This is a genomic window from Actinomyces sp. ph3 (genome assembly GCF_000308055.1).
Lineage (GTDB): Bacteria > Actinomycetota > Actinomycetes > Actinomycetales > Actinomycetaceae > Pauljensenia.
Window position 1 is genome coordinate 347,304 of the sequence record NZ_CAGY01000001.1, and the last position, 13,466, is coordinate 360,769.

At 53.6% G+C, this 13,466-nt stretch carries 10 protein-coding genes; 5 read left to right on the plus strand and 5 right to left on the minus strand.

Annotation, left to right across the window (positions count from 1 at the left end; translation table 11 throughout):
- The first annotated feature begins 30 nt into the window (after window positions 1-30).
- Window positions 31-1,281, plus strand: coding sequence for an exonuclease SbcCD subunit D (locus HGAS_RS01600; protein ID WP_019126189.1), 1,251 nt, complete (start codon window positions 31-33; stop codon window positions 1,279-1,281).
- Window positions 1,278-4,343 carry an AAA family ATPase gene (locus HGAS_RS01605; protein ID WP_019126190.1) on the plus strand — a complete coding sequence of 1,022 codons (3,066 nt, stop codon included), beginning with the start codon at window positions 1,278-1,280 and terminating at the stop codon, window positions 4,341-4,343. Before HGAS_RS01600 ends, HGAS_RS01605 begins: the two co-directional genes overlap by 4 nt.
- Before the next feature lie 3 nt (window positions 4,344-4,346).
- On the opposite strand, the gene HGAS_RS01610 is transcribed toward HGAS_RS01605, so the two are convergent.
- On the minus strand, window positions 4,347-4,808 hold the full coding sequence (locus tag HGAS_RS01610; RefSeq protein WP_019126191.1) for a DUF6912 family protein: 462 nt from the start codon (window positions 4,806-4,808) through the stop codon (window positions 4,347-4,349).
- A 259-nt stretch (window positions 4,809-5,067) separates the two neighbouring features.
- Between HGAS_RS01610 and HGAS_RS01615 the strand changes: the two genes are divergently transcribed.
- Together HGAS_RS01615 and HGAS_RS01620 are read left to right on the plus strand one after the other, a co-directional pair.
- On the plus strand, window positions 5,068-5,274 hold the full coding sequence (locus HGAS_RS01615) for a helix-turn-helix domain-containing protein (protein ID WP_178706837.1): 207 nt from the start codon (window positions 5,068-5,070) through the stop codon (window positions 5,272-5,274).
- 408 nt (window positions 5,275-5,682) lie between these two features.
- Window positions 5,683-6,150, plus strand: coding sequence for an Rv3235 family protein (locus tag HGAS_RS01620; RefSeq protein ID WP_019126192.1), 468 nt, complete (start codon window positions 5,683-5,685; stop codon window positions 6,148-6,150).
- A gap of 74 nt (window positions 6,151-6,224) precedes the next feature.
- Here the strand turns inward: HGAS_RS01620 and secA are convergent, their stop codons facing one another.
- Window positions 6,225-9,032, minus strand: coding sequence for a preprotein translocase subunit SecA (secA, locus tag HGAS_RS01625; RefSeq protein ID WP_019126193.1), 2,808 nt, complete (start codon window positions 9,030-9,032; stop codon window positions 6,225-6,227).
- A gap of 316 nt (window positions 9,033-9,348) precedes the next feature.
- Here secA and HGAS_RS01630 point away from each other — a divergent pair, with 316 nt between their 5' ends.
- Complete coding sequence (locus HGAS_RS01630; protein WP_019126194.1) at window positions 9,349-10,134, plus strand: FadR/GntR family transcriptional regulator; 786 nt, start codon at window positions 9,349-9,351, stop codon at window positions 10,132-10,134.
- A 61-nt stretch (window positions 10,135-10,195) separates the two neighbouring features.
- On the opposite strand, the gene hpf is transcribed toward HGAS_RS01630, so the two are convergent.
- The 3 genes from hpf to HGAS_RS01640 form a co-directional block, all read right to left on the minus strand.
- Entirely contained in the window at window positions 10,196-10,852 is a 657-nt protein-coding gene (hpf, locus tag HGAS_RS01635) for a ribosome hibernation-promoting factor, HPF/YfiA family (protein ID WP_009409201.1), read from the minus strand.
- Between the two features lie 170 nt (window positions 10,853-11,022).
- Window positions 11,023-11,586 carry a hypothetical protein gene (locus HGAS_RS08800; protein WP_148331423.1) on the minus strand — a complete coding sequence of 188 codons (564 nt, stop codon included), beginning with the start codon at window positions 11,584-11,586 and terminating at the stop codon, window positions 11,023-11,025.
- A gap of 188 nt (window positions 11,587-11,774) precedes the next feature.
- Window positions 11,775-13,466 (minus strand): LpqB family beta-propeller domain-containing protein, encoded by a 1,692-nt coding sequence (locus HGAS_RS01640; protein WP_019126195.1) that lies wholly within the window; start codon window positions 13,464-13,466, stop codon window positions 11,775-11,777.

The window sequence follows — 13,466 nt, forward strand, 5'->3', positions numbered from 1 at the left end:
AATGCTGGTGGGGCAGTTCATACTAGGCACATGCGAATTCTTCACACTTCCGATTGGCATTTTGGCCGTAGTCTCCACGGTCAAGATTTAGGTGATGCACGCGCTCTTTTTGGTCGCTGGCTCATCGACACCGTGAAGACGCAGAATATCCAGCTGGTTTTAATCTCTGGCGATGTCTATGACCGAGCTATTCCTCCCGTCGGTCAGATCAATGAAGTGATGAGCCTTCTTGAAGAACTCAGCTCCATCACTCACGTATTACTTACATCGGGAAATCATGATTCAGCGGCTCGCCTGGGAATGTATTCGCGCTTCCTTCGCGGAAATATCCAGGTGTGTACACGTGTTGAAGACATTGGCACCGCCCGCGAATACCTCGGTACCGGTGATGATCCAGGAGTTTTGGTCTACCCGATCCCCTACCTTGAACCAGATTTGGTCCGTTCGACGTTATCCCCCAATGATCAGCCGCTTGAACGCAGTCATCAAGCGGTAATGGATGCAGCAATGCGACGTATCAGCGCTGATCTCAAGCGACGACGCAGCGAAGGGGATTTGCGCCCGGCTGTGGTGATGGCCCACGCCTTCATTGTCGGCGCTGCGCCTTCGGATTCGGAACGCAACATTGAAGTTGGTGGGGTTCCTTCCGTATCAGCCGAAACCTTCGAGAACTTCGGCGGTGATCCCCAAGCACCAACTCCTGGACTGAGTTACGTTGCCTTGGGACATTTGCATCGACCTCAAGTAATCCCCTCTTCTCAGGTCCCTATTCGCTATTCTGGTTCGCCCATCGCCTATTCTTTTTCAGAAGCTCCCGGGGATAAAAGCGCTGTCATCATTGATACGCATCCGGAAGATGAAAAGCTCATGCCGCATGCTCAAAGGGTTGAGATTTCGGGTATCTCAATGCCTCTTGCACTCTCAACGGTTGATATCCCATCCGCACATCCCCTTGTTGTCCTCACAGGTTCAATCGATTCTCTTCTTGAAAAAGCGGTACAGATCGATCGGGAATCCTATGTGTCTCTGACCGTTATCGATGATGCGCGACCTCAGTCAATGGTCTCCCGCCTCCGCGCTGCATACCCACACGCGCTCTCGATCATCCACGCGCCAGCACATACACCCATCTTGGCTGCGCCTCAACGTGACCTCGCAACGATGGATATTCGTTCGACCCTTGCAGACTTTTTCTCTCAACAGGGTGGACAGCCGGTATCAGCAGAAGAAAACAGCATCATCGATCAGGTTGTGAGCAAGGTGAAAGAAGACCTCCAATGAAGCTACTCACTTTGGAACTCAGCGGGATCGGGCCCTTTGCTTCACGTCAATTTATTGACTTCCAGCGTTTCACCGACGCGGGACTGTTCCTTTTGCGCGGAGCAACCGGTTCTGGAAAATCGACACTGATCGATGCCATCGTCTTCGGACTCTATGGAGATGTCGCAAGCGGGAACGACGGGGCAAAAAACCGACTACGTTCGCTGTATTGCGCACCTAATGATCCCTCTTATGTGGAAGTGGTCTTTGAAGTTTCTGCTGGGATTTACCGAGTTCGCCGAACCCCGCAGTATGTCAAAGAGGGACGTGCGACCCCGGTTAATGCAACAGTCACCTTCGAGAAGGTGACTCCCAGCCCTTCGGATCCCTCTGGTTTTTCAACACTCGAAGCCCTGAGCCGTTCCATCCCTGAAGCGCAATCAATGATTACCTCGCTCATCGGGCTGACGAAGGAACAATTCCTGCAAACTGTTGTTCTTCCACAGGGACAATTTGCACGCTTCCTCGGTGCCAAATCCTCGGATAGAGAGAAAATTCTCCGAGATATTTTCGGCACTCAGTATTTTCAAGATCTGCAAAATGCTTTTGTCGAAGAAGCAAAGTCAGCAGATGAATCCATCACGCGGACACGCCGCGATTTTTTGAGTGCTCTGGGAACGCTACAGAGTCAGATCACAGACTCTCCCCTAGGAGAGCCTCTTTCCGAGGAGCTCACGAAGCTTAGCGACAAACTTGAAAGTACCGGTGAATACGAAGAGTTAAACGCAGATCTGCTTACGCTCAGTGGGCACCTGAATGAATTACTGAAGAAACAGTGCGATGATGCCCAGCACGCTCTTGACAGTGCTCAGGTCCTTCTTGACCAACGAAACGCAGAGTTGAACGCGGCCCAAGACCTTCAACAACGCTTCAATGAATACAAGCTGCTAACCGCCCAGCAGGCCGCACTCCTATCGCAAGAAAGTCAGATTAACTCCCTTATCGTCAAGGAAGCGCACCTGCGAAGCCTCGAGCCTCTCAAAGTGCCCCTGCAGCAATTTGACTCTGCAAGGTCAAAACTTACGCAGGCCTCGTCCTCTTTAGAAAAGTTCATCTCGCTCCCTAAGCGGATGGATGGCGCACTCTTCGATACAACTCAGGCCCACACCGAATTATCCGCGGGAAACAGTGAACTTCTTGCTGAGTATGAAAAGGTAAGCAGCGCAAGTCACGTGCAGCAGCAATTAGTCGATGCGCGCGCGGAATATGAGCGCTTGACCGCCCAAGAAATCCAGGCTCATCAACTGATCGAAGAGCTGAAACAGCGCTCAGATGCACTGCTTAAGACCCGCGCAGAACTCACGCAGAAAATTGAGGCCAGCCAAGAGGCGCGTTCTATCCTTGCATCCTCATCAGCTCAGCTCGACGCACTGAAGCAACGCGTCGATGCGGCCGAAAGAGCCGATATCCTGCGTGCTCAACTCATCGGCCTGGCTGAGGAAATCCAAAAAGCACATCGAACTGCCCGAGAAAGGGGCATCGCTGCTCTTCTCGCACGCGAGACATGGCTCCAAGAAACTGCTGCCTCACTGGCTGCCGAACTCGAAGAGGACACCCCCTGTCCCGTCTGCGGCTCAACCTTGCATCCTGCCCCCGCGCAATCAGATAGCGACAATACAATGAGTCGCCAGAAACTTGATGAACTTGAGGCACTTCGTCAAGAAGCCGATCAGCATCTTCATGAGCTCAGTACCCAGCGCTCGCAATGCGTGGCACAAATTGCCGCGCTCAATGAGCAAGCTGGATCAGATAGCGAATCCCTACGCATTCAACGCGATGCCCTCAGGCAAAGCATTGACCAGTTGAGCTCTCTGGCGGAAAACTATCAGTCGCTGAGCGCAGAATTTGAAGCTTCCTCAGAGAGCGAAAAAGAAATCCTGAGTGCACGCGCATCGACGCAAGAAAAACTCACAAATATTAATTCACGAATCCAGGAAGTCAAAGCTCAAGTCAGCGTATACGAAGCATCCCTCGCACAGGCTTTGGGTGACTACACCTCGCTTGAAGAGTGGAAGGAAGCCCTTGAGCGCAAGCAAGATCATCAAGATGCTTTTTCTCAAGCTCTCAATTCCTTCGACCAAGCTGCACAGCTTGTCCAGAGCAATCAGGAATACCTCGATACCGCGTTCTCAGAGTCCGGATGTAAAGATGAGGATATAGACCTCAATCAGATTCGCGAATCGCTCAAAGACCTTCCTCAGCTGGAGGGCCTCAGCCAGCAGATTCGTCGCTATCACCAAGAACTTCATACAGTTCAGGCGCGTTTGAATTCGGAACGTTTTTCTGGTTTAGAGAAAGCAGAGCTCCCTGATCTTGATGCATGCGAAAATGCACGAGAAGTGGCACGAGAAGAGGAACTCCACGCCAGTTCCACCTTTGCTGACATCCAAGCACTCGCAAAAAGTATTCACCGCTCAGAAACACAGCTTCACTCGGCACTGGCCGAACTCGGTAAGGCACTCAAAGAAGGATATCCTCGTCTTCGACTTGCCCAGCTTGCAAGCGGAAATGGCCAAGCCAGTGTGCATCGAGTACCTCTAAGTTCCTGGATCCTCATGTCTCGTTTTGAAGAGTTGATCGCCGCTGCGAATCCACGCCTAGCAGAGATTTCACACGGACGCTACGAACTTCAGCGCAGTGATACGGACCCAACACGATCGCGTAAAAACGGTCTAGGCCTGGTGATCTTCGATCATGAGGCTGAAGATACTCGTACGCCTTCAACTCTCTCGGGTGGAGAAACCTTCTATGTCTCCTTGGCATTGGCACTTGGCCTTGCAGACGTGGTTATGGCCGAAAGCGGCGGCATCATGCTTTCAAGCATGTTTATCGACGAGGGCTTCGGTTCCTTGGATCTCGACACCCTCGACATTGTAATGGCACAGCTCCTGGCGTTGCGCCAAAGCGATCGATGCATTGGCGTCATCAGTCACGTCGATGAGATGGCACGGCAGATCGCAGACCAAATTCAAGTCACATGGAAAGAAGGCCGAGGCTCAACCCTAAACATCAGAGGGGCCTAGCCGTCAGTGCATCTGACGAAGAATACGGATCACGTCCTCGCGTTCTTCTGGGGCATACCATTCCATGCTTTCATCCCACAGCTGTGCAACAGCCTCGTCAGCCTCATCTTGAGTCTGTGCGTCAAGTACTGCGCGCACCTTCTCTGAAGCATCGGGATGATCGATAAAGTAGGCGGCAATATGGCTTTGAACTGGAGCGCAGGGCTGTGTCTGAGCAACCTCGCCATCGTAGGGCGCAACGGAAATGCCCTCGATATCTGCAGCAATAATGCAACGACTGAGCGCGCCTTCTTCATCGCGTAGTAGCGCCAAAGAATCGAGGGCAGCTAAGTCGCGCGCATCATCTTCGGCAAGTTCTAAATCTTCACCGCGCAGCGAAGAGGAAGGGTCAACGCAGTAGGCGGGCCGGGGCGCCAAGTTCCCCTCTTCCAATTCGCGAGCAAGAACGGGGTAATAGATTCGCATAGCACCAGTTTATGCACGAAAGTGCGCGCTGTCTTAAGCCACCCGTATCCATCTAAAGACATGTTCAACAAGAACGAAATGACATTAAACGCAACGAAGTGGCACCAATTGAATTGACATGTGTGACATTGTCCGAACTTAATCGATCACCCATGATTCCAGCGAAGCGCAATCAATAGGCTTTCATCTGCACAAATAGCTCAAAAGTAATCGCTTTATAGACTCCAAAAATCCCGAAAAAAATGGCATGATTGAAGGCATGAATCAACGATTCCTCACTCTCGCCGAGGTCGCCGAGACACTCAACATTACGCTTTCCGCTGCGCGCTCACTGGTGAATTCCGGCGAGCTACCGGCCATTCAATTGGGAGGAAAGCGCATGTGGCGTGTTGAAGAATCCGTCCTCGAAGAATTTATCCAAACCCAATACGAGCATTCACGTGCACGCTTGAGCCATACCGCATAACCCTAGGAGATATCAGATGTGGGCAGAGATTCCTCTGCCCACTTTTTCATGCGAAGGACGCATAATCCTAGATCTTTTCACGGCAAAAAACTGCTTATTCACAAGCCTAAATCTGGATGTTTTCCCATCAGTAACTGCACGTTTTCCCAATTTTTGCTGAGATTGAGAAGATGCTTATTTTGTTGCCTCTGACGCATACGTCTACTCGAGCGACCACACTTTCGTATAAAAATTGATAAAACCAGGCGTTGCCCATGGGCGATAGCGCTTTCGTTAGCAGGCATTTCGCATACACAAGCATTTTATAGTTGGATTGACAGCTCAACTTAATTCCTTAAGACTCCACAGTATCCGCCCCAAAGACGAGGCGCCTCCCCCATGAATACAGCCGCCCAAGGAGTCTTGACAATGCCACGACAGTCGAGAGTACTGACCCCACCAGCAGACCACGCTTTCCGAATCAGCTGGGACCTTTCGCGAGACACCCCCGTCAATAGCCCAACAACGCTGAGTTCGTATCTCAATGCAGATAATCCTCTGATCCCACAAGAACAAGAAATTACGAACCTATGCCAGTGGTCGATCGGACTAGCTCGAGGCATTATGGAGGTCCTTCTCCACCTTCGTCCCTACGAGCAACTCCGGAGGTGGTTGGTTCCGCCTCTCTACCAACGACTTGTCACCATCATCGACAGGGATCCACGAAGCTTTCGACGCGAGCCCTGCCACCCCATTCAATGGCATATCAGCCAAACTTCAGCAACGGTCATCGAATCCTGCGTGATCATCGCACAAGGAGAAGGCAGACACGTCATCTCCATGCGTCTGCAGACTTTTAAAAACAGATGGATTGTCACCGCATTGGACGTCCTGTAAGAAGAGCGCAGATAAAGCAATGGCGGCATGCACCGCGTGGTGCATGCCGCCACAGACAATCTCACAGCGGTCGATCAGCGCTTCTTACGCTTCTTTGCCGCGCGACGCTGAGCACGATTGGTCCCCTCTGTTGTTGAGGTCGTCTCACCGTCTTGATCTGGCGAAGAATAGCTCAGACGCGCAGAAGTCTTTTCCTGTCCCACATCGCCCATAACGGATGCGGAACGCTCAATAGCCCGCTCTTCGGTCTCAGCAGCTTTACGGCGCGCATCCTCGCTGAGTTGAGCCTCGGATACACCCTCTGCCTGCTCTTCAACCGCCGCGCGCTCACGAGCCTGCTCATACGCCAGCTGGAATTGACGCGCGTAGGAGAAGATCTGCTGAACGCTTTCCTCACGAATGCGATCCATCATCGTGTTAAACATCCGCGCGCCCTCGTCCTTATATTCGACAAGAGGATCACGCTGACCCATCGCACGAAGACCGATACCTTCCTTCAGGTAATCCATCTCGTAGAGGTGTTCACGCCAGAGGCGATCAACAGTTGCAATCACCACTCGTCGTTCCAGCGTACGCATCGGTTCATCACCGAGCTGCTGAATGGCCAGAGGGTTGTGGTTAAGCTGCTCTTCTGCTTCTTGGTACTGGGTTTCAATGTCACCCAAGACCTCGCGCATCAAGTCATCGCGGGTCAGTGAGCCCTGCCCGCCATACTGCTCCTCGACTTCCTCGGGAGTAACCGAGGGCGGGTAGTAACCGCGCAGGGTGTCCCACAGTTCCTTGAGGTTCCATTCACGAGGCGACAGACCGTTAGTCTTTTCAGCGATGATCCCAGACACCAAGGACTCCATGAAGCCCTTCATCTGAGGTCCCAAATCCTCGCCTTGCAGGACGCGACGGCGCTGCTCATAGATCAGCTCACGCTGGTCAGTCATCACATCGTCATACTTCAAGACGTTCTTTCGAATCTCGAAGTTACGAGCCTCAACCTGGTGCTGTGCGGAGGCAATCGAACGGGTAACAATACGATTTTCGAGCGGCTGATCCTCGGGGTAAGCACCCGAGGCCATGATGCGCTGCGCGAGGCCTGAGGAGAAGAGACGCATGAGGTCATCTTCCATCGACAGGTAGAAGCGAGACTCACCGGGATCACCTTGACGACCGCTACGGCCTCGAAGCTGATTGTCGATACGGCGGGACTCGTGGCGCTCCGAACCCAGCACATACAAACCGCCCAGCTCGCGAACTTCTTCGCGCTCGGCCTCGACTGCGGCCTCGGCCTCGGCAAGGGCTTCCGGCCACGTGCGACGGTATTCTTCTGCGTCAGCCTTCGGGTCCAGCCCACGAGCAGCAAGGTTCGCCTGAGCAAGGAACTCAGAGTTTCCACCGAGCATGATGTCGGTACCACGACCGGCCATGTTTGTCGCAACTGTCACTGCGCCCTTACGGCCAGCCATTGCAACAATCTGAGCTTCACGCGCATGCTGCTTAGCGTTCAGAACCTGGTGTGGAATCTTACGTTCTTTGAGCATCCGCGACAAAAGCTCGGACTTTTGAACCGATGCGGTACCAACCAAAACCGGCTGTCCAGCCGCGTGGCGTTCTTCAATATCGTCAATGATCGCTCGGAACTTGCCGGCCTCGGTCGGGTAGACCAGGTCGCCCTGATCCTTACGAATCATCGGACGGTTCGTCGGAATCGGAATAACACCGATCTTGTAGGTCGAGGCGAATTCTGCAGCTTCGGTTTCTGCAGTACCGGTCATACCCGAACGCGAACCCTCGGGGTACAGACGGAAGTAGTTCTGAAGAGTAATGGTTGCCAGGGTCTGATTTTCAGCCTGGATCTTCACGCCTTCCTTCGCTTCGATCGCTTGGTGCATACCATCGTTGTAACGACGCCCAGGAAGCACACGACCAGTGTGTTCGTCGACGATCAGGACTTCTCCCCCGTCGACGATGTAATCGCGATCGCGATGGAAAAGTTCCTTTGCACGAATCGCGTTATTGAGGAAGCCGATCAGCGGAGTATTAGCTGCTTCGTAGAGGTTCTCGACACCCAGTTGATCTTCAACCTTGTCGATACCGGGTTCAAGGACACCGATGGTCTTCTTCTTCTCATCGACTTCGTAGTCCTCGTCGCGAACCAGAATATTCGCGATGCGAGCAAACTCCGTGTACCAGCGATTGACATCGCCGGATGCGGGGCCTGAAATGATCAGAGGGGTACGGGCCTCGTCAATCAGAATCGAGTCGACCTCATCGACAATCACGAAGTTGTGTCCACGCTGGACCATATCTTCTGGACGCTGCGCCATGTTGTCACGCAGGTAATCGAAGCCGAATTCGTTATTCGTTCCGTAGGTAATATCCGCGTTGTACTGCTCGCGGCGTTCCTCCGGCTCCTGTCCAACCAGCACGCAGCCCACGGTGAGTCCCAGGAAGTTGTAGACGCGGGCCATCAGATCAGATTGGTACTTCGCTAGATAATCGTTCACGGTCACGACGTGAACGCCCTTACCGGTCAGCGCACGCAGGTAGGAGGGCATAGTCGCGACTAGCGTCTTACCTTCACCGGTTTTCATTTCGGCGATGTTGCCTCGGTGCAGGGCAATACCACCCATGACCTGAACATGGAAGGGACGCTGACGCAGGGTACGCCACGCTGCTTCACGAACGGTTGCAAAAGCCTCAACCAGGATGTCATCCAAGGTTTCGCCTTCATTGAGGCGCTCTTTGAACTCCTCTGTTTTTCCGCGCAATTCCTCATCGGTGAGGGCTTCAAAGTCATCTTGAAGAGCATCAACTTGCGAGGCGAGCCGGTCGAGTTGACGCAAGGTACGTCCTTCTCCAGCTCGGAGGATCTTGTCAATAATGGACACGGGGACTCCTGGGATTGTGACCGGATGATCCGGGCGTGCGTCTAGCACACTTCTCCTAGTCTACGAATTTCCGCCGGCGCTTTCGACTTCATCCGGGCCACCGTGTCATTTTTCTCTGCAAGCCGATTGTTCTGAAGTTGTTCATCAGTGATGCAATATCAACCCGACAACTGATATCCGACAACTTGGCGCGCAAGCAATGGTACGCTGTACGAGTCAGGAAATTACGCGCGTAGAAATGGGTCTATGCGCACAACCTCGCGATCTTCTCTTCTACGACGAGGAGCAGGTCCCCAGGTGCGAAAGAGTCTAAGCCATGTCCGAAATTCAATCGCCTCACCCCGACGCTGGAGTGTTCGCACACCGGAGCGCGATACAGTCGCCGGCTCCAACACTACTTTCGCGCACCGAAACAACGATGGAAGCGATCGAACAGTACATCGTCGCTAATCACTTACAACCCGGAGATCCTCTGCCCACAGAGTCCGCTCTATGCGATTCGCTAGGTGTATCACGTTCATCAGTACGCGAGGCACTGCGCCAGCTCAAGGCTCTTGAGATTGTTGATGTCCAGCAAGGACGCGGTGCTTTTGTCGGCGACATGACACTTCGCCCCTTGATCAAGACCGTTTTCCTTCGCTCCTCTACCGCTCCTGATTCCGCCGAGGCCTTGTCCCAGGTTTTGCGGGTCCGCCAAGTTTTGGATTTAGGTTTGGCAAGCGAGGCAATCCAGGCGCTTCAAGGCACGCATGACGATCATCTTCATCAACTGGTCGACCAAATGATCTCAAAGGCCCAGCGCAGCGAGTTCTTCATGGACGAAGACATTGAATTTCACACCGAACTCTTGAAGAAGATCAACAACCCCCTTGCCGAGCAGCTGGTCAATGCCATGTGGATGATTCACATGATGGCTCTGCCACAGATCCATCGGGGTTTTGAAGGCCTTCCGGAAACTGCTCGCGCTCACGAGGCTATGCTGGTCAGTGCAGAAAATGGCGATCTTGAGGGATACCGTCGCGCTGTCTTCGCGCACTACGATCCACTCAACCAAGCCTTGGGTTCTCTTTCGCAAGAAGAAGACCCATCCGCTGGTAAATGAAAACTTGAGGGGTGTGGGGAGCCTGCCGAAGCAGACTCCCCACACCCCTCAAGTGCGAGTATTATTCGCCAGTTTGGAGAACCGTCGCGTTCAGGCGCAGAACACCATAGGTCCAGCCGTGGCGATGGTAGACGACGCAGGGCTGCATCGTTTCTTCATCGACAAAGAGGAAGAAGGGGTGCCCCACCAGTTCCATCTGATTCAATGCCTCATCAACGCTCATAGGCACCGTCTCATGAACCTTCTGGCGGACGATAATCGGACTATCTCCCAGCTGCTCCTCGCGAGCTTCTCCGACTTTCAGATCCCCCGCACTCTTCAAAGATGTCGGAGCCTGTTCAGCAAGCTCCTCTTCTTCCCCAACGCTTGCGGGAAGAACATCTAAATCGGGAGCCAGAATTTCTTCCGTGCGGTGGTGATCCTTTGCTCGATCACGCATACGGCGAAGGCGCTCAAATAGCTTTCCTGCGGCAATATCGACCGCGGCGTAGCGGTCTGCAGATTCTGCCTCTGCTCGAATAATTGGGCCTTTACCAAAGACTGTTAGTTCAATCCGCTCTGCTGTGTCAGCCTGACGCGGATTCTTCTGGTGGGTTAACTCAACATCAACCCGTTGGGCACGAGGATAAAACTGCGTAACCTTCGCAAGCTTTTCCTCGATGTATGCGCGGAAGTTCGGATGAATCTCTGCATTACGTGCAGCTACTGTGATGTCCATATTTCTCTCCACATCATGAAATGCGACCACAGTCGCGATCGAAAACCCGGCGACGTCATTGCCCCGGAGTGTCTTGAACTACCACCCCCGATCAGCATGTGATGGAAACCCATCACTGGAAGAGATGCATCGAGTATAGCAGATACGGTGATCTGCATCATAGAGCGACACTATCTTCGCGCTCGTGCAATACACGCCCCAGCCACCCAGTTCTTCCCGCAAACACGGAACAATTCGCTCATCGTTCCCCCAGTTGCAACAACGTCATCGACCGCTACAAGTCCCACATCCTGAGGAATTGGTGTTGATACATACATGTGGCCATGGCGAGCTTCTCTGCGCTTATCTGAGTTCTTTCCCGCCTGCGAAGAGACCCAGGGGTCTAACCTGCAGATATCACGAACCGCTACCGGAACCGGCGCCGATAAACGAATTCCTTGAGCCACACCATGGGCAATATGGGAAGTTACTGGATGACCAAAGAAACGTCGTTTCCAACTGGATGGTGCAGGGACAATCCACAAACATGCATGGGGCTGACCCACCTCAAGCATCCCGCTCTTTCCCAGGGCATCGCCGATAGTTTTTCCACATTCGAAAAGAAAAGGCGACAAATCTACGCGCCCGGAGTGTTTTGCGGCCAAAATAATGGACCGCATTGATCCGGAGTATTCACTCAGCGACCACAGCGGATATTCTGCCCAATCCGAATCAATAACTTCCCATGTCGGCACGAAGGACTGTGATAACCCAAAACATTGGTCACACAGTGTCTGATCCCACGCGCCACAGCCAGCGCAACTGCTGGGGATACACAAACTGGCCAACTCCCGCGCGGCCTCGTGAAAAACTCCCATAAAGGAAGATCAACACGAAAAGAAAGCACACGCTGGCCACACAGGCAATCTGTGGAGAAAACGATTCAGCCGGGGAAGTTTACGTCGCGAAGGTTCCCTTCAAGAGACTGCCATAGCGCCCCGGAACGAACCTGATAATTGCCGTCTTTCCCGCGGATCACCATCGTTGCTGAAGAGGAGCCTGCACTCAGTCGCTGAGTCCCCGTGGGAAGGGCAAGAACCGAGGGGAAACCACCGACGGGTACGGTCACCAAAGAAACTTCATCCACCTGATCATTACCCGCGCGAAGACCTCCTTGACGCACGGCAACAACCGTAGAACGCCCCGCCCACGACACATCATCGACACCGGTCGACAAGCCAGCCAGGGGCTCGGGGTCAGTGAGCGCGATCGGCTCGCCACTGCCTCGGCGCTCAATTCCGGCAATCCAGGCACTTGTGGAGCCACCAACCTGGCGGAGCAAAAGTGCGCGCGCGCCATCGGGAGAGACCCTCACCGCACTCACCCCGTTCAGGGATTGATTTTCCGAGGCGATCGCCAAGTTCTGCCCGTCAATTCGCGAGGCCCTTAAGTTCCCTCCCCGAGGAATGTCCCACACCCATCCGAAACGATCGATAGAAGGCGAATACTGACCTTCAGACCCGTCCACTACCCGCGTCGCATTGGTTGAGGAATCCACCAGAACAAGACGATCATCCTCGCGCCAAGCGAGCAAGGAGGAAGAGGTTGGAGAGACCGCAGGAAGCGAGGCAGACGACGAAGGCGCAATGGGAAGAATCCGGGTCGAAACGCTACGCCCGTCAATTCGAACCAAACCATTCGAGTTCAAAGCAACCGCTGAATCAAGATCAAAGGACGGCTGGGAAGGAAGCCCTGAGGAAGGAAGAGCCTCTCCCCCGACATTAATTTCGACAGAATTCACGCGGCCCGAGCGCTGGAGGGTTTGGGAAATCTCCCACGCCATCAACTGTTTTCCACGATCATCGCTGGGAAGCGTTCCATTCAAAGACACCTTCGCAACGTGGTCAGAGAGCTCAATACCCCCGGCTGAAATCGAGGTGCCCGAGGGGATTGCATTCACTAGGGCATCGGAGAGATGTGACTGCGGTCCAGCGATGAGTCCCTCGAGCATATGAGTTTCGACTCGGCGCGTGGGATACCAGCGCGGATCAGCAATCAGAGAATCGCCGGTCGCTGAAAGAAACATCAGCGAAACAAGCTCGTGTGAGGCCGTAAATGATGCCTGAGAAACAACGACCCCATCCGCAGGCGCGTCAATACGCCACTGGCCATTCTCACGAACCAGGTGGAAGCGCGCTTCAAGTGAGGAAGTTTCTGCCGGGGAAAGGACACCATTTTGGTCAACAGAGCCCACGCCGGTAGCCGTGATCGATGCATTCAGAGTATCCGTCTTCGAGGGGTCAAAGGAGTAAGACACCTTCGGGGTTGAATCCGTCGAATAAATCGTCACTAACTTATGCGGGTCCCAGGTCTGTGCGGAGGAGCTGGTTAAGAAAAGACGCGCGGTTGCGTAGTCGTCTGAAGCTCCCGCGGCACAGGCCAAAAGAAAACTGCTGAGCAAGCTTTCCGGATCCGCATCAGCCACAGGACCGCCCGCTGCCAAATCAACCGGCTGAGCATTAGGGGCATCGACATCGAAAGGCGAAGGTGAGGAGGAAGTTGGCAAAGAAGTGCAGGCGGCCAGAGAAAGGCTGCTGAGAATAGCCACTACAGCAAGATACAGTCGCTGATTCAT

What these genes read in the sequence shown, in the direction of transcription:
- HGAS_RS01600 (WP_019126189.1), top strand. Translation starts at nt 31, where the DNA reads ATGCGAATTCTTCACACTTCCGATTGGCATTTTGGCCGTAGTCTCCAC.
- HGAS_RS01605 (WP_019126190.1), top strand. Translation starts at nt 1,278, where the DNA reads ATGAAGCTACTCACTTTGGAACTCAGCGGGATCGGGCCCTTTGCTTCA.
- HGAS_RS01610 (WP_019126191.1), bottom strand. Translation starts at nt 4,808, where the DNA reads ATGCGAATCTATTACCCCGTTCTTGCTCGCGAATTGGAAGAGGGGAAC.
- HGAS_RS01615 (WP_178706837.1), top strand. Translation starts at nt 5,068, where the DNA reads ATGAATCAACGATTCCTCACTCTCGCCGAGGTCGCCGAGACACTCAAC.
- HGAS_RS01620 (WP_019126192.1), top strand. Translation starts at nt 5,683, where the DNA reads ATGCCACGACAGTCGAGAGTACTGACCCCACCAGCAGACCACGCTTTC.
- HGAS_RS01630 (WP_019126194.1), top strand. Translation starts at nt 9,349, where the DNA reads ATGTCCGAAATTCAATCGCCTCACCCCGACGCTGGAGTGTTCGCACAC.
- hpf (WP_009409201.1), bottom strand. Translation starts at nt 10,852, where the DNA reads ATGGACATCACAGTAGCTGCACGTAATGCAGAGATTCATCCGAACTTC.
- HGAS_RS01640 (WP_019126195.1), bottom strand. Translation starts at nt 13,466, where the DNA reads ATGAATCAGCGACTGTATCTTGCTGTAGTGGCTATTCTCAGCAGCCTT.